This window comes from Maribacter sp. MMG018 (genome assembly GCF_018100785.1).
Lineage (GTDB): Bacteria > Bacteroidota > Bacteroidia > Flavobacteriales > Flavobacteriaceae > Maribacter.
In genome coordinates, this window is sequence record NZ_JAGJEC010000001.1 from 187,585 (window position 1) to 209,407 (window position 21,823).

Consider the following 21,823-nt stretch of genomic DNA (forward strand, 5'->3'; position numbering starts at 1 on the left):
CTAAAAATATATTATTTTTCAAAAGTCAAATTCGCATGGTCTTGCAGAATACCATCCTTTAAAATATTTACCAACAACTTCTTATCTGTCTTTACCTTGATTCCTTTTTCAGACGGATCAGATGTTTCCTTAAAGTCCAAGGTTATGACCGGGGGCAGTACATTCTTCGCAAAGAAAACACGCACCCCATCATCAAATGAAGAAATACCGTCTTTAGCGGCCGTACTTTTTAGAGCATTCTTTCTTATCACCTTTTGAAGGTTCTTTGCGAGTTTCTCGCCTTGTTGGCTTTCATTAAAATAGTGGACCGAAACGGTCATGTTCTTTTCATTTTCAAGCTGGTCCTCGAACAACAATAGCCGTTGGTAACTACCATTATGTTTTATATACTTTTTATTTACAATGCTGGAATACTCCCCATAAATGGTTTTTTTTCCCGTCAGACCATTACTATCTCTTTCAATATTCTCTTCCAAAGAATCGCTCTGTAACACATACACTCTTGCCCCTCTCTCTAACAGATCCTTAGAGAGATGCTGCACCATATCGCCAAAGTTATTCTTATCCTTTCCATAACCTGAGTTTACCAGATAATACACGGTGTTTTTTAAGCTACTATCCTTAGCTTTCATCAACATCAATCTGTTTTTATCGAATATTGGCTCTTCTTGCAAAGTACCTACCGATATTTTTATGCCCATATTTTTGAACGAGTCGGGGGCCAAGGGCAAAATGTATTTTTTTCCGATAATCAATTCACTACCGTTTTTAATATTGCCTTCGTTCAGCAACAAGAACTTTTCGTAATATTTTACGGGATCCATGCCCGATTTTCTCAGTATCGAAAAAATACCGTCTCCCTTTTCCGCAACAATAGTGTCGTTTGAATATTGGGCAGAAATGGAGCTTAAAACAAAGAAAAAAACCAAAAAAGGGTAGCGAATTACGTTAATGTACATAGTATAGTGTTCCTTATACAAATATTACCAAAAATTATATCGGCGACAAAAAAGAAATCGCACTTTACATAAATGACACCGAGCAGATACGACGCAAAGAGACCCTTTAGTTCATGTAAGAACCGTAATGCTCCTGTATTACTTGTTGGGCCGGTTTGTTCTGCGGTGTAAACCTATTATCGGAAGCTCCCCCAGATTTTTCGTGTTTTATGAACCATTTCCATACATAACCGCCAGCAAACCAATCTTCTCCCCAAAACTCTTCAAAAATCGCTCTTTTAGCATTGGTCTGCCCCTCTAGGTTAACCCCCTCCTCGGTGCGATCTACAAGCCAAGGTTTTTTTGCCGTATAATCCATACTACGGTATCCATATTCGGTAAACAAAATAGGCCTTTCATTCGCTTTCGAAATTTCCGCTATCTTATTCTTCCATGGTTGCCAACCTTCTTTTAGCTCGTTAACAGAAGGTGTTTTAGATTCTGATAAAGGAAAATAGGCATCGATACCTATATAGTCCAATTCTTTCCAAAACGGTGTTTTGCCAAACTCGTCCCAGTTAGAGGCATAGGTCAATTTTCCGTTATATATTTTTCGAATCTTCTTAATTAAAGATTGCCAATATTCAGGTCTGTTGGCAATAAAGGTTTCCAACTCGGTGCCAATACAAAAAATTGGCGCTTCTGTTTCTTCCGCAAGTTCAGCATAGCTTATTATGAATTTTTCATACGAAGATTCCAATAGCTTCCAACTTTCTTCTGATTCTATTTTTATGGCTCCTGTAAATTGACCGTGACCGATCCATATTTGGGGTTTTACCATCACCTTTATGCCATTTTTACGAAGCATTTCTATATACTGTTTGGCTCCTTTTCTAGTCTCACCAAACCACTGGCGCTCTGTATCGAAAATAATTTTTGGAGAATTGACATCCCTGATAAAACCAAAGGGCATGACCGCAGCACTATTGGCATTTATTTTTAAAAGCTCATCCACATGCGACTGCGCCACTTCTTCCCTAGATGCCACAAAACTTACTCCGTTTATTTTTTTCTGGGCCTTTCCCGAGCAACAAAATTGCATGCAGCACAAAAAAAGAAGTCCTAATCTTTTCATAGTTGAACATTATGACTTCTAAAATAGTTTTTTTTAGAATGGCTTTTCACCCCATTGTAGCGAATACTATGTTAAACTTACCACAAAACAAAAAGGGTCAATGTTTATCGTTAAGGCTCCAATCGTATGGGTAATAAGACAATATTGCTTTTTCTGGCAGCTTTTCTTTCCTATACCGATTTATAAAATCTTTTAAAGAAAGGTCGTTTTTAACAAAATCACCATGGTACCATTCAAAAATCTGCGACACTTCTACTTTATTCTTATCTACTTTTATAAAATTAGGATCGTTAAGCGCCTTTACCGTTTGCTCTTGCAGTTGTTCTTTTAACAATAATGGCCTGTATGCCCCATCCTTTATCGACGGGCAACCTAACCCGGCACATACGAGTACAAAATGAAACCTTGGTTCGTTCGGAAAATTTGCCCTAAGCAGCTTGTTTTCAATATCGTTTAAGGTAAGGTCTATACCTTCTGCCCTAAATGTTTTCTTATCAAAAAAGTCTGGAACGTCCAATGGGGAGCCTATGGGGTAATTTTCTATAACACCCTTAATGACCAAGAGATTATAAGTATTGATCCAAAAAGCCTGATAATTTGAGCTATCCGATTTAGAGACAGAAATTGTCCGGGCCATTTGCAATGCATCCCATAACCCCTTTGGGTCTTTTTTAATGTCGGCATATTTGACCCTACCATTCTCCACATGGGTATTCAAGAATTTATCCGTATGGTCTATATAGTTCGATAGTTCTTGTCCACTGACAACAAAACCGATCATAAACGCACAAACACTGCCCCATAAAAATTTCTTCATCATATCAAGTTAAGAAACAACCATTTTAATTCTGAGTCGCAAATAACCTTGCAAACCTACGCTATGAATAAAAATTTAACCCCTCTATATTTAAATTCATTCTAAATAACCCTTCATTGTTAAGTAATTACCTTTATCATCGACACATCATGTAATAAAACTAACCTATGGAGCATGTTCTCATAATCGGAAATGGTATATCTGGTATCACTTTGGCTAGACACATCAGAAAATTATCCGATAAACAAATTACGGTAGTATCCTCGGAAACCGATTATTTTTTCTCACGTACGGCCCTCATGTATGTCTACATGGGCCACATGAAATTTGAACATACCCAACCTTACGAAAACTGGTTTTGGAAAAAAAACAGGATCGATCTAGTAAAGGGGTATGTGCAAAAGGTACATACTTCGGATAAAAAGGTGGAGCTATCCAACGGAGCGTTCATTACCTATGATAAATTAGTGATCGCAACAGGATCTAAACCCAATAAATTTGGTTGGCCCGGTCAAGACCTAAAAGGGGTGCAAGGTCTATATTCCAAACAAGACCTCGATAATTTAGAGAAATACGCCCCTAACAAAAAACAATGCAAAAGAGCGGTTATCGTTGGCGGGGGCCTCATCGGCATAGAAATGGCCGAAATGTTGAGAAGCCGAGAAATTCCTGTTACTTTTTTAGTACGGGAAACAAGTTTTTGGAACGGTGTTTTACCCGCTGGTGAATCACAAATGATCAACGAACATATCGCCGAACACCATATAGACCTTCGCCTAAACACCAATTTAAAAGAAATATTAGCAGATGAAAATGGGCAGGCCAAAGCCGTTGTTACCGATAAGGGAGATACTATACCATGTAGTTTAGTAGGGTTGACCGCGGGTGTAACCCCAAATATTGACTTTCTAAAAGATTCGAAAATTGAGATAGGCAGAGGCGTCAAGGTCAATAGATTTTTAGAAACCAATATCTCCGATGTATACGCCATTGGCGATTGTGCGGAACAACACGAGGCAATAGGCAATCGTAGACCCATAGAAGCAGTATGGTATACCGGCAGAATGATGGGAGAGACCTTGGCACAGACCATTTGCGGAAACCCAATGGAGTATAGACCAGGCCATTGGTTCAACTCTGCAAAGTTTCTCGATATTGAATATCAAACCTATGGCTGGGTCTTTAGTGAACGTAACAAAAAAGACCATGAAGAACATTTTCATTGGCGTCACCCAAAAGAAAATATCTGCATTACCGTAGCCTATCACAAAGACACCAAAAAGTTTCTTGGCATCAATACCTTCGGTATTCGCATGCGACATATCATGTTTGATCGTTGGCTAACGGAAGAACGAGACATAGATTATGTAATGCAACATCTAAAAGATGCCAATTTTGACCCAGAATTTTATTCACATTACGAAGAACAGATCATTTTAAAATACAACTCGGTTATGCACACCAGCTTATCCGTAAAGAAAAAAAGTTGGAAACGAATTTTTAGCAAAGCTTAACCAAACACGAAATGAAAGCAATTAAGAATATAGGACTGGTTATCTTTTTAGTAGGACTGGCCACTTTTACGGTACTACCGATTATAGGTACTTACAGGTTAGACCAAAACACCTTTGAAGAAATCATTAAGGACAAAAACATTAAAAGCGATGTTTTTATCCAGTCTATAAACCAAAATGTGATAGGTAAAGAATTCAATGGCATGTTGAATTTATCTCCAGCTATTACCACTGCCTTGGAAGATGCCAATACACAGCATCGAAAGAACAAGGAATATAAAAAAGTAATCTATACCAGTGGTCATGATATGGCCGCCTTGGTAGGAAAGAAATCAGGAACAGGCTTTATAACCGAAAACAAAGGTCTTATGTGGTTTTTTACCTTTGGCCTAGGTATTATTGGAGCATTAATGTTTATTCTGCCCAATATTATACTCTTGGGCAAAAAAGGAATCAAGAATGATGGCATCTACCACCAGAGTGCCACAAACAGAGGATGGATCGCTTGGATGGTATTCATATTTCTGGTTTCGTTTTATTTGGTACTGTATTTTCGTCCGGAATATGCCGTAAACTGGACATTTTTAGTTGACCCAATTAGTGAAAGTCTCAGCGGCAACCCTGCCGGCCATTGGTTTGTATATGGCTTCATGTATTGTGTAGTGATGACCGTTATGGCCGTACGCATGTATATTAAATACCGTCATAACGTTTACCAAATGGTACGTACCACATCTGTACTGTTCTTTCAAATCGTTTTTGCTTTCTTGATACCAGAAATCATGGTGCGCTTACAGATGCCATACTACGATTTTAAGAACGCATTTCCCTTAGACTACGATTTCTTTTTTCAATGGAATTTAAAATCATTGCTCAATAGTGGTGGAATAGGATTATTTATTCTAGTATGGGGTATTGTACTGACCTTGGTTATTGTACCGGTCATGGTCTACTTCTTTGGAAAAAGATGGTATTGCTCTTGGGTCTGTGGTTGTGGAGGACTGGCAGAAACATTGGGTGACCCCTACCGCCAACATTCAAGCAAATCATTATTTTCTTGGAAAGTAGAACGTTGGTTAATACACGGGGTCTTGCTTTTTGCCCTGATCATGACAGGTATGACCCTATATAGTTTCTTCGCCGAATCTGGCACTGTATTGGGCATTAAGACCCAAAGTGTTCAAAATGCGTATAGTTTATTGATCGGCGCCATCTTTGCCGGGGTTATCGGAACCGGGTTCTACCCTATTTTCGGTAATCGCGTGTGGTGTAGGTTCGGGTGTCCGCTAGCTGCATATCTGGGCTTTGTACAACGTTTTAAATCGCGCTTTAGAATAACCACCAATGGTGGACAATGTATTTCTTGCGGCAACTGTTCTACCTATTGCGAGCAAGGTATTGATGTACGTGCGTATGCACAAAAAGGAGAGAACATAATACGATCTAGTTGTGTGGGTTGCGGCATTTGTTCAGCGGTATGCCCAAGAGGAGTTCTTAAACTAGAGAACGGCCCTGAGAAAGGAAGAATAAACCCCACCGAGGTATTACTAGGAAACGATGTGGACCTTATGCAATTGGTGAACAAAAAATAGATTGTTTTACAAACAGAGACAGGTTCTCATTTAAATTCATAAACTTTGTCCACGATTTTACTATGGGTACCCTCATGGTAAAAAGATATTACCCTTAGTAGTATTATGGTAAATATTAAAGTTATTATTCCCGCTTTTAACGAGGCAGATTCTATTGCCAGCGTCATAAACGAACTTCCTAAAACGGTTTCGGAGACCATTGTCGTAAACAATAATTCTTCTGATGAAACGGTAAAAAATGCCGAATCGGCAGGTGCAACCGTATTGACAGAGAAAAGAAAAGGGTATGGCTATGCCTGCCTTTGCGGAATGGATTATGTTGCCAAACAGTCTAAAAAACCAGATATTATCGTATTTATCGACGGTGACTATTCCGATTATCCGGAAGAATTAGACAAAATAGTGGCCCCCATTATAGAAAATGACCTTGATTTTGTGGTTGGGGCCAGAAAAAAAAGTTTGAGAGAAGAAGGATCCATGACCCCACAACAAGTTTTTGGCAACTGGTTGGCCACTTTTCTAATGCAATTGTTTTTTAGGGCAAAATTTACGGATTTAGGACCTTTTAGAGCCATAAAATATGAAAAGCTCAAAGAATTGGAAATGGAAGACAAAACTTATGGGTGGACAGTAGAAATGCAATTGAAAATTTTACGAAAAAAAATGACATATACCGAAGTACCAGTACGTTACAAAAAAAGAATTGGAGTCTCTAAAGTGTCTGGTACAGTAAAAGGTAGTATCTTTGCTGGCATCAAAATATTGGGTTGGATCTTTAAATACAGTATAAAATAATATGACATTAATAATATCTTACATCATTATTGCCATTTACAGTATTTCCCTATTGTTGATTTTCTTTTACAGTTTGGCCCAATTGAATCTATTGATCAATTACCTAAGCCAAAAGAGAAAAAACCAAACTGCTCCAAAATTCAATTTATTGGACCCAAAGGAGATTCCGTTCGTTACCATTCAGCTACCTGTATACAACGAAGAATATGTAATGGAACGTCTTTTGGACAATATTGCCAAAATAGAATACCCTAAAAGTAAACTGGAAATCCAAGTTTTGGACGATTCTACGGATGATTCAGTAGCATTGACGGCAAAACGTATCGCCGAACTTCAGAAAACCGGTTTAGACATACAACATATTAGAAGAACGGACAGAACCGGCTTTAAGGCAGGAGCTTTAAAAGAAGGCCTCAAAATAGCCAAAGGGGAGTTTATCGCTATTTTTGATGCGGATTTTATGCCTGCATCGGACTGGTTGAAAAAAACGGTTATCTATTTTAAAGACGAAGAGATCGGTGTGGTCCAAACCCGTTGGGGACACCTAAACCGTGATTATTCTACCCTTACCAAAATACAGGCCTTTGCCTTGGATGCCCACTTTACCCTAGAACAGGTGGGTAGAAACAGTAAAGGACATTTTATCAACTTTAACGGTACAGCAGGTATCTGGCGTAAAGAATGTATTATAGACGCAGGTAACTGGGAAGGCGATACATTGACCGAAGATTTGGACCTTAGCTACAGGGCCCAATTAAAAAATTGGAAGTTTAAGTACCTAGAAGATGTAGAAACGCCTGCAGAACTACCTGTTGTAATTAGTGCTGCTCGCTCACAACAATTTAGATGGAACAAAGGAGGGGCCGAAAACTTTAGAAAAACCGTTTGGAGCGTTATTACCGCAAAGAACATTCCGTTTAGAACAAAATTTCATGGCGTAATGCACTTGTTGAACAGTTCTATGTTCCTATGTGTGTTCTTGGTTGCACTACTAAGTATCCCATCGTTATACATAAAGAATACATATGGCCACTTAGACTGGGTCTTTTCTTTACTGAGCCTCTTTACGATCAGTACTGTTATTCTTTTCATTTGTTACTGGTTTACCTATAAGAGCATTCAAGGCAGTAGCTTTGATAATTTTGTAGACTACATAAAACTCTTTTTTACCTTCTTCTCAGTGGCCCTAGGATTTTCATTACATAATTCTATTGCCGTACTGGAAGGACATATGGGAAAAAGAAGTGAGTTTGTGCGTACCCCAAAATTCAACATCAACAATTTGACCGAAAGTTGGAAAGGAAACAAATACCTAGCAAAGAAACTGTCACCGAACATGATACTTGAATTTGCATTAATGCTGTATTTCTTATTTGGTATGTACAGTGCCGTACCCTTAAACGATTTTGGATTGTTCCCATTTCACTTTATGTTGTTCTTGGGCTTTAGTTTCGTTTTCTTTAAATCGTTAACCTCTAGGGCATAAACGATCTTTACAAAAGATAAAAAAAACGGATGGCAATGATGTCATCCGTTTTTCTTTTAATCTATATGGCCCGCTTAACTTTCAATAACCTCGGGCGAGCCTAAGGAAAAGTGTACCCTCTTTAAGACCAATAAAAACACACCTTCAAATCAATACCGTAAAAAATCGCTTAAATTCGTACGTTCTTATATGTAAATCAAAAAATGTCGACAAGACTAACAACGTACTTTAAACTACATAAGTTTTCCATACTGTTTGTATTCTTCTCGCTAGTGTTCTATTACACGCTGGCATACCAACTGGAGCGTATAGATTTTATAAAACTACTGACCCTATTTCTTGCCCTTTTCTTCTTTTACCTAAAATTGATTCAGTTCGAAAAATGGAATTATAGGTTTCTCTTGGCTGCGGGCATTTTAGCCAGAGTGGTTTTCTTGCCTATGGAACCTCACCTGTCACAAGATTTTTATCGTTTTATTTGGGACGGTGAGCTGGTAAGTAATTTCATGAACCCTTATGTAGAAGTCCCTAATATATTGATCAAACAACCTGACCTTATAATAGCCAATGCCCAAGAGCTATATATGGGCATGGGCGATCTAAGTGCCAGACATTATAGCAACTACCCGCCCTTGAATCAATTACTTTTTGCGCTTGCCGCCCTGTTGGGAGGTAAAACGGTTTTAGGTTCCATTATTGCCATGAGAAGTATTATAATACTCGCAGATATCGGGATTTTCTATTTTGGAAGAAAGCTCTTAAAAAAACTAAACTGCTCACCCCATCTTATTTTCTGGTACTTTCTTAACCCCTTGGTTATAGTAGAGCTAACAGGCAACCTTCATTTTGAAGGGGCCATGTTGTTCTTTTTTGTGTGGTCCATGTATTTATTATCCATAAAAAAATGGCAATGGGCCGCCGTAGTATTTGGCTGCTCCATTTCTATCAAGTTGGTGCCTTTGTTGTTTTTACCCCTCTTTCTAAACTACTTGGGAGTTAAAAGAAGTATTCTTTTTTATATAATAGTATTAAGCACCCTTATATTATCTTTTGCCCCATTTTATACTTTCGAATTTGTTTCAAACTATTCACAGACCCTCAGTTTATGGTTTTCTAATTTTGAATTCAACGCAGGCATCTACAACCTCATAAAGCAAATAGCGGTTCATTTTGACCAAAAACCTTGGGAATTCATTAAAACCTATGGTAAAATAACACCCCTCATTACCGTTTCTGTGGTATTATTACTAACCTTTTTTGGCAAAAACAGGAACCTTTTAGGATTAATGACCTCTATGATGTGGGCCCTAACCATCTATTACCTGATTTCCACTACGGTTCACCCATGGTATATAGTTTTCTTGGTTTTGCTAGCTTCTTTTACCTCGTATAGATACGCACTCATATGGTCGGCGGCCATTATTTTAAGTTACTTTGCTTATTCTCAAGTAGATTTTAAAGAGAATCTCTTACTACTAGCAATTGAATATATTTCAGTATTAGGTTTTATCTGTTACGAATTTTTTGCACATCCTAACAAAAAATGAAGTTTTTGTAAAAAAAATTCCATCCATTAGGTGGGCTCAATATAATTTGTACTTTTACTCCATAATGAACGAACAAAACTACATATCAACTACTATGGGCATTTCTGCTCCCGTACGTCGTCCGTTCGCACTTCGCCGCCGTCGCCCGTAAGGGTAGGGTATATTTTATGGAATTAGGTGAGTCCATTTCCGCACAAGCAAAATCAATTATTTCTTTATTTTCTTAAAATCTAAATAGCAATGAAGCTAGTTGTTGCTAACGAATCACATTATAAATACGCACAAATTATTTGTGATACCATTGGGGAGTCTGCAAAAGTTCGTGGAACAGGCATTGCCAAGCGTACCCCTGAATATATTCAGAAAAAACTATCTAACGGTAATGCAATCATTGCCTTGGACGGGGACACCTTTGCCGGCTTTTGCTACATAGAAGTTTGGGGACATGAAAAATTCGTAGCCAATTCGGGCTTAATAGTACATCCAAATTATAGAGGACAGGGCTTGGCAAAAAAAATCAAAAAAAGAATTTTTGAACTTAGTAAAGAAAAATTTCCAGGCGCCAAAATATTCGGTATTACCACCGGTCTGCCCGTAATGAAAATTAATTACGAACTAGGTTACCAACCCGTTACTTTTTCTGAACTTACAGATGACCCAGAGTTTTGGAAAGGCTGCCAAACCTGTAAAAATTTCGATATCCTAACTAGAACGGAACGTAAAATGTGCCTTTGTACCGGTATGTTACATGACCCCGAGAGAGAGAAAAAGGAAAAAAAGAGTATTGACAAGAAGTCGTTTAGAAGATTGAAAAGCATTAAAGAATCTTTGTTTTTAAAAAAGAAAAAATAGAAAAATCATCATTCTAAAGGGTAGAACAACTCGCCCTATAAACAATATTCCGATAAGGAAAACAAAATAACAACATCATGAAATTAGTATTAGCATACAGTGGAGGATTGGACACCTCATATTGCGCCAAATATTTATCAAAAGAAAAAGGATTTGAAGTACATGCGGTAAGTGTAAATACAGGTGGTTTTTCTCCAGAAGAAATTAAGACCATCGAAGAAAAAGCACTAGAATTAGGAGCTTCCTCATACACGTCTATAGATGCTGTACAGACTTTTTACGACAAGGTGGTAAAATACCTGATTTTTGGAAATGTACTAAAAAACAACACCTACCCCCTTTCGGTGAGTGCCGAAAGAATCGTACAGGCCATTGAAATCGTAAACTACGCGAAAAAGATTGGCGCTAAATACATTGCTCATGGTAGTACCGGAGCAGGAAACGACCAAGTGCGGTTCGATATGATCTTTCAAATCATAGCTCCAGAAATAGAAATAATAACTCCCATAAGGGACAACAAACTCGCAAGGGAAACAGAAATAGAATACCTAAAACAGAACGGTATAGAATACTCTTGGGAAAAAGCAAAATACTCCATTAACAGGGGACTTTGGGGAACATCCGTTGGTGGTGATGAAACACTGACTTCCGACAAAGCGTTACCGGACAGTGCCTACCCGAGCCAGTTAGAAGAAAAAAATCCAACAGATGTAAAGCTTACTTTTAACAAAGGAGAGTTGATTGCCATAGACGGTATAAAAGATACGCCGGTGAACAATATTGAAAAATTGGAAGCCATCGCTTCTAAATATGCCATAGGTAGAGATATTCACGTAGGCGACACCATTATCGGAATAAAGGGCCGGGTCGGTTTTGAAGCCTCTGCAGCACTCATCATTATAAAAGCGCACCATTTGTTAGAAAAACACACTTTGACCAAATGGCAACAGTTCCAAAAAGAACAACAGGCAAATTTCTATGGTATGCTTTTACACGAAGGCAATTATCTAGATGCCGTGATGAGAAATATAGAAGCATTTTTGACCGATACCCAAAAAACTGTTTCCGGTGATGTATTCGTTACCCTGTACCCATTCCAGTTTAGGTTGAACGGCATATCGTCTCCACATGATTTAATGAACGCAGCCTTCGGAAGTTACGGCGAAATGAACAAAGGCTGGACGGCCGATGAAGCTAAAGGTTTTATAAAAATACAGTCCAATGCGGGTAAAATATATAACCACGTAAACAATAGTGATGATTAAAGCAGGAATTATCGGAGGTTCTGGATATACCGGGGGAGAACTTATCAGAATTCTTTTGAACCACCCTGGTATGGAAATCGATTTTGTGTATTCCACCACTAGGGCCGGCAAGCCCTTGTCCTCTGCACACCCTGACCTATTGGGCATTACCGACCTACAGTTTACGGGCGAGGTACATTTAAATGTGGACATTGTTTTTTTATGTCTGGGACATGGCAACTCCTCTAAATTCTTAAAAGAACATGATTTTTCATCGAACACTAAAATTATAGACCTCAGCAATGATTTTAGACTACAGGCCGATGCTAATTTCAACGGTAAAGAATTTGTTTATGGATTGCCCGAACTTAATAGACCACAAATTGAAAATGCCGAATTTATAGCTAACCCGGGTTGTTTTGCCACTGCCATACAATTGGCACTGTTACCATTGGCCAAAGCGGGTCAACTTAATTCGGCCGTACATATCAACGCTGTCACCGGAAGTACCGGGGCCGGTGTCAGTCCGTCCGCTACCTCTCATTTTAGTTGGAGAAACAACAATGTAAGCTGGTATAAACCATTTACCCATCAACATTTATGGGAGATAAACGAGAGCTTACACACATTACAACCAGATACGGGAGAACTCTTTTTTCTTCCTAACAGGGGAAATTTTACTAGAGGTATTTTAGCCACGGCCTATACCAATTTTGAAGGCAGTTTAGAAAATGCACAAAAATTGTACAACGATTTTTATGCCGACGCCCTTTTTACACATATTACCCAAGACCCTATTAATTTAAAACAAGTGGTAAACACCAACCAGTGTCATGTTCATTTACACAAACACGAGGATACTCTTTTAATAACATCCGTGATCGATAATTTATTAAAGGGTGCGTCTGGACAAGCAGTACAAAACATGAATTTGATTTTTGGTTTCGAAGAAGATCTTGGGTTAAATCTAAAGGCAAGTGTATTTTAATAAATGACCATTATTAACCAATAATATAAAAAATGAAAATCGCAATAATAGGAGCTGGTAATTTAGGGCTTTCCATTGCCAAAGGTATTTTAAATACCGATGGGGCCAAAAACATGTACCTTACCAAAAGAAATACAGAAGCTATCTCCGAGTTCGGAAAATATGGCAATGTTACCATTACTTCCGACAATCGTGAAGCAGTCTCCAACTCAGACATTCTAATCTTTGCGGTACAACCAGGCCATTTTGCGAAAATTTTAGAGGATGTTAAAGACTTGCTGACTGACAACCATGTGATTATTTCGACCATTACAGGATTTGAGATTTATAAAATCGAAGACATCATAGGGGCCAACAACTATATTATTAGAAGTATGCCCAATACCGCTATATCGGTAGAAGCATCTATGACCTGTTTATGCAGTAACGAAAAAGGAAAAAAAAGAATCGAATTGGCCAAATCCATTTTTAACAGAATGGGGCATTCCATGGAAATACCCGAAACTCAAATGCAGGCCGCAACAGTAATCTGCGCAAGTGGTATTGCTTTTTGGATGCGACTTATAAGAGCTACCACACAAGGGGCCATACAGTTAGGTTTTGATGCCAAAGAAGCCCAAGAATTGGCCATGCACACCTGTAATGGTGCCGCTAAACTATTGATTCAATCCGGCAATCACCCTGAAGAGGAAATTGATAGGGTTACTACTCCCATGGGTTGCACTATACAGGGTTTAAATGAAATGGAACACCAAGGACTAAGTTCTTCCCTTATTCAAGGTATAGTGGCTTCGTTCGATAAAATAACAGAATTTAAGAAGAAATGAAATTATTTGACGTATACCCCTTATATAATGTAACACCCGTTTCCGCCAAAGGAATAAAGGTAATCGACGATAAAGGCCAAGAGTATCTTGATTTTTATGGAGGCCATGCCGTTATATCCATTGGTCACTCCCATCCACATTATATTAAACGGATCTCGGATCAGTTGAACAAAATAGGTTTTTATAGTAATGCGGTTCAAAACCCCTTACAAAAAGAACTGGCCACAAAATTAGGTACTCTTTCTGGGTGTGACAATTACAATCTTTTTCTGTGTAACTCAGGTGCCGAGGCCAATGAAAACGCCTTAAAAATGGCTTCATTTGTAACGGGTAAATCTAGGGTGATCGCTTTTAAGAACAGCTTTCACGGGAGAACTTCGGCCGCTGTGGCCGCAACGGACAATGCCGCCATTGTTGCCCCAATAAACAAACAACAAGCAGTTACTTTCTTAGAGTTCAACGACGCCAAAAGTCTTCAAGAAGAACTGGAAAAAGGCGATGTTTGCGCAGTAATTTTAGAGGCTATACAAGGTGTAGGAGGCTTGGATGAACCGACGATGGACTTCTTTAAAGAAACAGAAGCTCTTTGCAAACAAAATAATGCACTTCTTATAGCCGACGAAGTACAATCCGGTTTTGGAAGAAGTGGCAAGTTCTTTGCTTTTCAACACCATAACATTCAACCAGATATTATAAGTGTCGCTAAAGGAATGGGAAATGGTTTTCCCATTGGTGGCATTTTAATTCATGAAGATATAAAAGCAAGTTACGGTCTCTTAGGAACTACCTTTGGAGGAAACCACTTAGCTTGCGCAGCCTCATTGGCCGTCTTAGAAGTACTGGAAAAAGAAAATCTTATCGAGAACGCTGCAAAAATAGGAGCCTATTTTAAAGAAAAAGCCAAAGAAATTCCACAGGTAAAAAAAGTAAAAGGCCAAGGGTTAATGCTTGGTCTAGAATTTGATTTTGAAGTAGGTGAACTTAGAAAAAAACTAATATACGACCAGCACTTGTTTACTGGTGGGGCAAAAAACAAACAGTTATTAAGAATACTACCCGCCCTTACTATTACCGAAAAGGACATCGATATTTTTTTTAATGCACTAAAAGCACAACTACCTTGAACAAACAACTCAACATAAAAGTGCGAAATGCTGTTTTAATGACCATGGCCGAACTGATTGCCGATGAAAAACAGGCATTACTAGCGGCAAACAATACAGACCTTGAAAAGTACGACGGGGATGACTTGGCCATGAAAGACCGCTTAAAAATTGACCAAGCAAAAATAAACGGTATGATCTTGAGCCTACAACAACTTGCGGCACAAGAAGACCCGTTGGGAGTGGAACGTTTTAGCTTTACACACGATAATGGCATACAGGTAAGTAATAAGACGGCACCGTTCGGAACCATCCTAATCATATACGAATCTAGACCCGATGTTACCATCGAAGCGGCCGGAATTGCCTTTAAATCCGGTAACAGAATACTTTTAAAAGGAGGCAAGGAATCATTGAACAGTAACTTATTCTTGGTCAATTTATGGCATAAGGCCCTGGAGGCCAACCAAGCCGATACCGATTGGGTCACCTACTTACAATTTAATAGAACAGAAACACAGGCCTTTCTTGAAAAGCCCACCCAGAAAATAGATCTAATCGTACCTAGGGGAGGCGAAAAACTGATCGCCTTTGTAAAACAACATGCCACCTGCCCTGTAATTGTTAGTGGCCGGGGAAACAATTTTTTATATATAGACGAAGAGGCCGATCTAGAAATGGCCACAGATATCATTATTAATGGCAAAACCTCAAAAATATCGGCGTGTAATGCCTTGGACAAAGTACTTGTTTCAAAAAATCTGCCTCGAAAACAAGAGTTTTTGCAACATCTTGTAAAAGCATTGAAAAAGCATAATGTTGAAATTTTAACAGATGCAAAATTGGAAGGGCTAGAAGGCACCTCACCTATGGACAGCAATGCTGTTTGGTTCGAAGAATTCTTAGATTATAAAATACTATTAGGACAAGTGTCAGGTTTAAGCGAGGCCATACAACTGATAAACACCTATGGAGGAGGGCATTCTGCGGCTATCATTACCAACAATAATGAAAAAGCTGACGAATTTATGACCTCTGTAGACGCGGCGGCCGTATATCATAATGCCTCAACACGTTTTACCGATGGAGGCCAATTTGGTCTAGGCGGAGAATTGGCCATAAGTACCGATAAATTGCACCAACGAGGCCCTATAGGCTTACAACATTTAGTATCCAATAAATGGTACGTAAAAGGAAAAGGGCAAGTAAGAAACTAAACCCTTCTTTTACCTAGATCAAAATACTATGTCTAAAAAAAGAATATTATTAAAAATTGGCTCAAATACCCTTACCAAGGAAACCGATCAGATTTCTCGGGGAAAGATAGAGGATATCGGAAGGCAGATTGCCGCCCTTAAGAACGACTATGAGTTTATCATTGTAAGCTCTGGTGCCATCGCAGCAGCCAAACAGTTTGTAAAATTAGAACACAACGGAGAAGATATTAATGTAAAACAGGCATTGGCCGCCATTGGGCAGCCGCATTTGATGCGAATGTTTCAAGAGAGTTTTAGAGAACTTGGCCTTTTTGCCGCCCAATGCCTTTTGTCATACTCCGATTTTGAAAATCAAAAATCAAAAGCGAACATAAAAAACACGATAGATATTCTGATCAGCAATAACTTTATTCCTGTCATCAACGAAAATGATACCGTTGCAGCCGATGAGATCCAATTTGGGGACAATGATAAATTGGCTGCATTAACTGCTTCATTGCTCAACGCCGATTTATTAATGATCGCCACCAATACCAATGGTATCTACACGAAGATTTCCATTGAAAAGGGTCAACCGGAAACTATTTTTGAAGTACTGGGGGTAAAAGACCTTCAGCACCAGATCAGCACACAAAAATCTTCGCACGGTACCGGGGGCATGCGATCAAAAGTTGAAGCGGCGACCATTGCCCAGCATGCGGATATCGAAACATGGATCGTAAACGGTCTTAACGATAACTTTATCACCGATGCTTTTAAAGGATTGGGAGAACACACTAAGATCAAAACAAAAGACGGTCACTTTCTAGAAGACCTATAAAAAAATAAAAACAGCCAGAGAAATAGAACACCAATGAAACATTACCTTTCCGTACAAGACATAGATTCGTTACCCGACTGGGTAGACGAAGCCAGAAACCTGAAAAAGGACCCAAAAAAATACAAAACCCTTGGCACCGACAAAACCATCGGGCTATTGTTCTTCAACAACAGTCTCCGTACCCGATTAAGTACCCAAAAAGCAGCTATGAACCTTGGCCTGGAAGTTATCGTCATGAATTTTGGCAGTGAAGGATGGGCCTTGGAGTACGCGGACGGAACCGTTATGGATCAAGGCACCTCGGAACATATTAAAGAGGCAGCACAGGTCATTTCTCAATACTGTGATATTATCGCCATTAGGGCTTTCGCCGGATTGAAGGACAAAAAGGAGGACGAGGCGGAAAAAGTACTCAACGGCTTTAAAAAATATGCGTCCGTACCTATCGTAAACATGGAGAGTTCTGTAGGCCATCCTTTGCAGGCCCTTGCAGATGCCATTACCTTGGCCGAACAGAACACTAAAAAAAGACCTAAAGTGGTGCTTTCTTGGGCCCCGCACCCGAAGGCCCTTCCCCACGCAGTAGCAAATTCATTTGTTGAAATGATGCATTTACAAGACGCAGATTTTGTGATCACCCATCCCCAAGGCTATGAACTAAATGCCGAGATTACCAAAGGAACAACCATAGAATACGACCAAAAAAAGGCCTGCGAAAATGCAGATTTCATCTATGTAAAAAACTGGAGCAGTTATAACGATTACGGTAAAGTACTGAATCAAGATAAAAGTTGGACCATGACGCCAGAGAAAGTCGGCAAGGCCAAATTTATGCACTGCCTTCCCGTACGAAGAAACGTTGTGGTTTCCGATGATGTTTTAGACAGCGACCAATCTCTGGTCATAGAGCAGGCCAACAACCGAACCTATGCGGCCCAGGTGGTACTGAAGAAAATTTTGGAGAACAATTAAAATTATTGCCATCAAAAAATTAGAAAACAAAGTATGCATTATCACAGGAGCCACTAGCGGAATGGGCAAGGCGACAGCCGAACTTTTTTCTGCCGAAGGGGCCAAACTGGTGCTTTCGGGTCGAAATCAAGAACGGGGTACCAAACTGTCCGATCAATTGCCCCACTCCATATTCGTGGCCGGCGATGTTAAGGACACAGATTACAACAAAGCCTTGGTGTCGGCCGCAATAGAAAATTTTGGCAAAATCGATGTGATATGCCTTAATGCAGGCATGCTCGGATTAGGGAATGTAGTTGACCTGTCGGATGTACTTTGGAACGAAACCCTGGCCACCAATTTGACGAGTATTTTTTCGCTCTCAAAGTTTGCCATTCCCCATTTACAAAAAGAAAAAGGAAATATATTGATCAACGCCTCCATAGCGGCCTTTAAGAGCTTTCCCAACCATCCGGCCTACTGTGCCTCCAAAGCAGGTGCTGTAGCCTTAATGAAACAAATGGCCGTAGAGTACGCGCCCGACATAAGGGTGAATGCTATATGTCCTGGCCCCGTGGATACCCCTTTGCTGTATAATTCGGCCCAAGCATTCAAAAATCCCGAAAGTGCGGTTGAAAATGCGGCCAAAGCCACCTTGTTAAATCGGTTGGGCACGCCCGAAGACATTGCAAAGCTGGCTCTTTTTCTTGTGTCCGATGACTCGTCATGGATTACCGGAACGGCTATGACCATTGACGGGGGAATTATAAATTCGTAACATGAAACAAAAATTATCCATCATAAAAATCGGTGGTAACGTCATCGAAAATAAGGAGGAACTTTCTAAGTTCTTAAAGGCTTTTTCTGAATTGGATGGCCCAAAAATATTGGTCCACGGAGGCGGAAAACTGGCCACCCAATTAGGTAAAAAACTTGGAATAGAATCAAAACTTGTCGGGGGACGGAGAATTACCGATGCCCAAAGTCTTGAACTTATTACCATGGTCTATGGCGGACTCGTAAACAAGAATATCGTGGCCCAGCTACAATCGCAGAACTGTAATGCCCTCGGACTCAGCGGTGCTGACGGCAATACCATTCAGGCCCATAAGCGGCCGGTAAAAGATATCGATTACGGCTTTGCCGGGGATGTCGACGGTGTTGACGCCACTACCATAACCCGACTTTTAAAAGCGGGTCTTACTCCCGTTTTCTGTGCCATGACTCATGATGGAAAGGGACAATTATTAAATACAAATGCCGACACCATTGCTTCGGAAATCGCCATTGGCATGAGCGAAAAGTACGAGACCACCCTATACTATTGCTTTGAAAAAAAAGGAGTCTTGATGGATATAAACGATGATGAATCGGTAGTAAAACATATCGACAGCACGTCGTACCAAAAATTATTGCAGCAAAAAATCATCGCCGATGGCATGCTTCCCAAAATGGAAAATTGCTTTCATGCCTTACATAAAAAGGTACACCAAGTACGTATTGGAGATATTGGCATGTTAGACCCTAAAACTACTTTATTCACGACTCTTACCCTCTAAAAATGGAACAAACAGCATTGACACATAAAGCGATAGAATTATTAAAAAAATTGATTTCCATACCCTCATTTTCAAGGGAGGAAGATGAAACGGCCGAAGCTATTGAAAATTGGTTTCAAGAATTCGACATTCCTTTTCAAAGAGACCATAACAATGTATTTGCCAAGAACAAATTTTGGGACGATAGTAAACCTACCCTATTATTGAATTCGCACCACGACACCGTAAAACCCAATCAGGCATATACAAAAGACCCTTTTCATCCACATATCGAAGATGGAAAATTATATGGCCTAGGTAGTAATGATGCAGGGGGATGTTTGGTTTCTTTACTAGCAACATTTACCTACTTCTACAATCAAAAAGACCTTAATCATAATATTTTAATGGTTGCTTCCGCTGAAGAGGAAAACGCTGGCGAAAATAGCCTAAGGGGATTATTACCCAACCTACCTAAAATTGATGTTGCCATTGTTGGAGAACCGACCTTACTGGATTTGGCCATTGCCGAAAAAGGTCTCATTGTTTTTGATGCGGTAGTAAAAGGTACTCCTTCACACGCCGCACACCCGAACGACGACAATTCCATTTACAACAGTATTGAGGTACTGGAGTGGTTCAAAAACTATAAGTTTCCAAAAACATCGGAAGCTTTGGGCCCCGTAAAAATGACCGTTACCCAAATCAATGCCGGCACACAGCACAATGTAGTACCTGCAAAAGTAGATCTGGTCATCGACGTACGGGTAAACGACAAATACACCAATACCGAAATAGCCGAGTTACTCAAGAAAGAAGCACCCTGCGAACTCAAGGAACGCTCCCTACGGTTAAACTCCTCGGCCATATCCAAAGACCACCCCCTCGTGCAATCGGGAATCGCATTGGGAAGAAAAACATACGGCTCGCCTACACTTTCGGACCAAGCGGCCTTAAGCTGCCAATCGTTGAAGTTGGGCCCTGGCGATAGTACCCGTTCGCATTCTGCGGATGAATTTATCTATGTAAAGGAAATTGAAGACGGTATAGATTTGTATATTAAATTATTAAAAGGATTTTTACAATAAACAATGACCGGTAAACAATAATCAATTGATAATTGTTTACCGGTCAATGCAAACTGACAATTATGAAACTCTGGGACAAAGGCTTTAGCACCGATAAAAAAATAGATCATTTTACCGTAGGTAACGACCGCGAACTCGACCTACACTTGGCCAAGTACGACGTAATCGCCTCGCAGGCGCATGCCAAAATGCTGGGCAAAATAGGATTGTTGACCGATGAGGAAACCTCGGACTTGGTCAAAGAATTGGACACTATTGCCGAAACCATTGAAAAAGGGGAATTTACTATCGAGGATTCCTTTGAGGACATGCACTCGAAGATCGAGTATGTTCTCACCGAAAAATTAGGCGATACCGGTAAAAAAATACACACCGCACGGTCAAGAAACGACCAGGTTTTGGTGGCCATGCACCTTTACCTAAAACACGAGCTTTCGGAAATAAAATCGGGCACAAAAGAGCTTTTTGATTTGTTATTGCAGCTGGCCGAAAAATACAAAGACGTTTTGTTACCAGGTTATACGCACCTGCAAATTGCCATGCCGTCATCATTCGGCCTCTGGTTATCGGCCTATGCCGAAAGTTTGATAGACGACCTATACTTTGTCGATGCCGCCTTTAAAGTGGCCGACCAGAATCCGTTGGGGAGTGCCGCGGGTTACGGAAGTTCTTTTCCCATAGACCGTAGTTTTACGACCAAAAAAATGGGCTTTGAGACCTTAAAATACAATGTTGTAGCCGCACAAATGGGCCGGGGCAAGGTAGAAAAAGCCACTGCATTTGGTATGGCGAACATAGCTGCGACCTTATCCAAACTAGCCATGGATATCTGCCTGTACATGAGCCAGAATTTCAACTTTGTATCATTTCCCGACGAGCTGACCACCGGTAGCAGCATTATGCCCCACAAAAAGAACCCGGATGTGTTTGAACTAGTACGGGGCAAATGCAATAAGCTACAGAGTATCCCCAATCAGTTGACCTTGGTCATCAACAACCTGCCCAGTGGCTACCACCGCGACCTACAATTGGTAAAGGAAATTATCGTTCCGGCCATTCAAGACATGAAGGCCTGTATAGAGATACTTACCTTTAGCTTAAAAGAAATGCAGGTAAACAAAGATATTCTTGAAGATCCCAAATACGACTACCTCTTTAGTGTAGATACGCTGAACGAACTGGTACAAAGTGGTATGCCCTTTAGGGATGCCTATAAAAAAATGGGAATGGAAATTCAAGCAGGCACCTTTACCCCTAAACGCGATATCAATCATACACACGAAGGCAGTTTAGGTAATTTGTGTTTGGAGGAAATAAGGGCCAAGATGGAGAAGATTTCATAAATTAGCACGCATACCACCCAAAAAACGA

The 21,823-nt window shown here is 39.9% G+C and carries 20 protein-coding genes; 17 read left to right on the forward strand and 3 right to left on the reverse strand.

Annotation, left to right across the window (positions count from 1 at the left end):
• Positions 1–11: 11 nt before the first annotated feature.
• The 3 genes from J8L85_RS00860 to J8L85_RS00870 all read right to left on the reverse strand — a co-directional run bounded on the left by J8L85_RS00860 (position 12) and on the right by J8L85_RS00870 (position 2,893).
• Positions 12–959, reverse strand: coding sequence for a hypothetical protein (locus tag J8L85_RS00860; protein ID WP_211013816.1), 948 nt, complete (start codon positions 957–959; stop codon positions 12–14).
• A gap of 106 nt (positions 960–1,065) precedes the next feature.
• A complete protein-coding gene (locus J8L85_RS00865) occupies positions 1,066–2,073 on the reverse strand; it encodes a glycoside hydrolase (protein ID WP_211013817.1) in 1,008 nt (335 codons plus the stop codon).
• Positions 2,074–2,170: 97 nt separating this feature from the next.
• Positions 2,171–2,893, reverse strand: coding sequence for a DUF547 domain-containing protein (locus J8L85_RS00870; protein WP_247656523.1), 723 nt, complete (start codon positions 2,891–2,893; stop codon positions 2,171–2,173).
• Between the two features lie 164 nt (positions 2,894–3,057).
• Here J8L85_RS00870 and J8L85_RS00875 point away from each other — a divergent pair, with 164 nt between their 5' ends.
• From J8L85_RS00875 to argH, 17 genes are all read left to right on the forward strand, one after another.
• On the forward strand, positions 3,058–4,404 hold the full coding sequence (locus J8L85_RS00875) for an FAD/NAD(P)-binding oxidoreductase (protein ID WP_211013818.1): 1,347 nt from the start codon (positions 3,058–3,060) through the stop codon (positions 4,402–4,404).
• A gap of 11 nt (positions 4,405–4,415) precedes the next feature.
• Positions 4,416–5,996, forward strand: coding sequence for a 4Fe-4S dicluster domain-containing protein (locus J8L85_RS00880; RefSeq protein ID WP_211013819.1), 1,581 nt, complete (start codon positions 4,416–4,418; stop codon positions 5,994–5,996).
• A gap of 105 nt (positions 5,997–6,101) precedes the next feature.
• A complete protein-coding gene (locus tag J8L85_RS00885; RefSeq protein WP_211013820.1) occupies positions 6,102–6,791 on the forward strand; it encodes a glycosyltransferase family 2 protein in 690 nt (229 codons plus the stop codon).
• 1 nt (position 6,792) lies between these two features.
• On the forward strand, positions 6,793–8,277 hold the full coding sequence (locus J8L85_RS00890) for a cellulose synthase family protein (RefSeq protein WP_211013821.1): 1,485 nt from the start codon (positions 6,793–6,795) through the stop codon (positions 8,275–8,277).
• 203 nt (positions 8,278–8,480) lie between these two features.
• Complete coding sequence (locus tag J8L85_RS00895) at positions 8,481–9,824, forward strand: mannosyltransferase (RefSeq protein WP_211013822.1); 1,344 nt, start codon at positions 8,481–8,483, stop codon at positions 9,822–9,824.
• Between the two features lie 240 nt (positions 9,825–10,064).
• Positions 10,065–10,676 carry a GNAT family N-acetyltransferase gene (locus tag J8L85_RS00900; RefSeq protein ID WP_211013823.1) on the forward strand — a complete coding sequence of 204 codons (612 nt, stop codon included), beginning with the start codon at positions 10,065–10,067 and terminating at the stop codon, positions 10,674–10,676.
• 74 nt (positions 10,677–10,750) lie between these two features.
• Positions 10,751–11,941: an argininosuccinate synthase gene (argG, locus tag J8L85_RS00905; protein WP_211016235.1), complete on the forward strand. Its 1,191-nt coding sequence runs from the start codon at positions 10,751–10,753 to the stop codon at positions 11,939–11,941.
• Positions 11,934–12,908 carry an N-acetyl-gamma-glutamyl-phosphate reductase gene (gene argC, locus J8L85_RS00910; protein WP_211013824.1) on the forward strand — a complete coding sequence of 325 codons (975 nt, stop codon included), beginning with the start codon at positions 11,934–11,936 and terminating at the stop codon, positions 12,906–12,908. The genes argG and argC overlap by 8 nt, the downstream gene beginning before the upstream one ends.
• 32 nt (positions 12,909–12,940) lie before the next feature.
• On the forward strand, positions 12,941–13,735 hold the full coding sequence (gene proC, locus J8L85_RS00915; RefSeq protein WP_211013825.1) for a pyrroline-5-carboxylate reductase: 795 nt from the start codon (positions 12,941–12,943) through the stop codon (positions 13,733–13,735).
• Positions 13,732–14,859, forward strand: a complete 1,128-nt coding sequence (locus J8L85_RS00920) for an aminotransferase class III-fold pyridoxal phosphate-dependent enzyme (RefSeq protein ID WP_211013826.1) — start codon at positions 13,732–13,734, stop codon at positions 14,857–14,859. The genes proC and J8L85_RS00920 overlap by 4 nt, the downstream gene beginning before the upstream one ends.
• On the forward strand, positions 14,856–16,055 hold the full coding sequence (locus tag J8L85_RS00925; RefSeq protein ID WP_211013827.1) for a glutamate-5-semialdehyde dehydrogenase: 1,200 nt from the start codon (positions 14,856–14,858) through the stop codon (positions 16,053–16,055). Before J8L85_RS00920 ends, J8L85_RS00925 begins: the two co-directional genes overlap by 4 nt.
• Before the next feature lie 28 nt (positions 16,056–16,083).
• Positions 16,084–16,875, forward strand: coding sequence for a glutamate 5-kinase (proB, locus tag J8L85_RS00930; protein WP_211013828.1), 792 nt, complete (start codon positions 16,084–16,086; stop codon positions 16,873–16,875).
• Between the two features lie 33 nt (positions 16,876–16,908).
• A complete protein-coding gene (locus J8L85_RS00935; RefSeq protein WP_211013829.1) occupies positions 16,909–17,847 on the forward strand; it encodes an acetylornithine carbamoyltransferase in 939 nt (312 codons plus the stop codon).
• Between the two features lie 10 nt (positions 17,848–17,857).
• Positions 17,858–18,604, forward strand: coding sequence for an SDR family oxidoreductase (locus J8L85_RS00940; protein WP_348771737.1), 747 nt, complete (start codon positions 17,858–17,860; stop codon positions 18,602–18,604).
• A gap of 1 nt (position 18,605) precedes the next feature.
• Positions 18,606–19,385 (forward strand): acetylglutamate kinase, encoded by a 780-nt coding sequence (argB, locus tag J8L85_RS00945; protein ID WP_211013831.1) that lies wholly within the window; start codon positions 18,606–18,608, stop codon positions 19,383–19,385.
• Positions 19,386–19,387: 2 nt separating this feature from the next.
• On the forward strand, positions 19,388–20,452 hold the full coding sequence (locus tag J8L85_RS00950) for a M20 family metallo-hydrolase (RefSeq protein WP_211013832.1): 1,065 nt from the start codon (positions 19,388–19,390) through the stop codon (positions 20,450–20,452).
• A gap of 62 nt (positions 20,453–20,514) precedes the next feature.
• Positions 20,515–21,795, forward strand: coding sequence for an argininosuccinate lyase (argH, locus tag J8L85_RS00955; protein WP_211013833.1), 1,281 nt, complete (start codon positions 20,515–20,517; stop codon positions 21,793–21,795).
• The last annotated feature ends 28 nt before the right edge of the window (positions 21,796–21,823 follow it).

Bases quoted from the DNA above. Each gene is read 5' to 3' on its own strand.
- J8L85_RS00875 (WP_211013818.1), top strand. From the start codon at position 3,058: ATGGAGCATGTTCTCATAATCGGAAATGGTATATCTGGTATCACTTTG.
- J8L85_RS00885 (WP_211013820.1), top strand. From the start codon at position 6,102: ATGGTAAATATTAAAGTTATTATTCCCGCTTTTAACGAGGCAGATTCT.
- J8L85_RS00900 (WP_211013823.1), top strand. From the start codon at position 10,065: ATGAAGCTAGTTGTTGCTAACGAATCACATTATAAATACGCACAAATT.
- J8L85_RS00950 (WP_211013832.1), top strand. From the start codon at position 19,388: ATGGAACAAACAGCATTGACACATAAAGCGATAGAATTATTAAAAAAA.
- J8L85_RS00890 (WP_211013821.1), top strand. From the start codon at position 6,793: ATGACATTAATAATATCTTACATCATTATTGCCATTTACAGTATTTCC.
- J8L85_RS00920 (WP_211013826.1), top strand. From the start codon at position 13,732: ATGAAATTATTTGACGTATACCCCTTATATAATGTAACACCCGTTTCC.
- argH (WP_211013833.1), top strand. From the start codon at position 20,515: ATGAAACTCTGGGACAAAGGCTTTAGCACCGATAAAAAAATAGATCAT.
- argB (WP_211013831.1), top strand. From the start codon at position 18,606: ATGAAACAAAAATTATCCATCATAAAAATCGGTGGTAACGTCATCGAA.
- J8L85_RS00865 (WP_211013817.1), bottom strand. From the start codon at position 2,073: ATGAAAAGATTAGGACTTCTTTTTTTGTGCTGCATGCAATTTTGTTGC.
- J8L85_RS00860 (WP_211013816.1), bottom strand. From the start codon at position 959: ATGTACATTAACGTAATTCGCTACCCTTTTTTGGTTTTTTTCTTTGTT.
- J8L85_RS00880 (WP_211013819.1), top strand. From the start codon at position 4,416: ATGAAAGCAATTAAGAATATAGGACTGGTTATCTTTTTAGTAGGACTG.
- proB (WP_211013828.1), top strand. From the start codon at position 16,084: ATGTCTAAAAAAAGAATATTATTAAAAATTGGCTCAAATACCCTTACC.
- J8L85_RS00895 (WP_211013822.1), top strand. From the start codon at position 8,481: ATGTCGACAAGACTAACAACGTACTTTAAACTACATAAGTTTTCCATA.
- J8L85_RS00935 (WP_211013829.1), top strand. From the start codon at position 16,909: ATGAAACATTACCTTTCCGTACAAGACATAGATTCGTTACCCGACTGG.
- argC (WP_211013824.1), top strand. From the start codon at position 11,934: ATGATTAAAGCAGGAATTATCGGAGGTTCTGGATATACCGGGGGAGAA.
- J8L85_RS00870 (WP_247656523.1), bottom strand. From the start codon at position 2,893: ATGATGAAGAAATTTTTATGGGGCAGTGTTTGTGCGTTTATGATCGGT.
- proC (WP_211013825.1), top strand. From the start codon at position 12,941: ATGAAAATCGCAATAATAGGAGCTGGTAATTTAGGGCTTTCCATTGCC.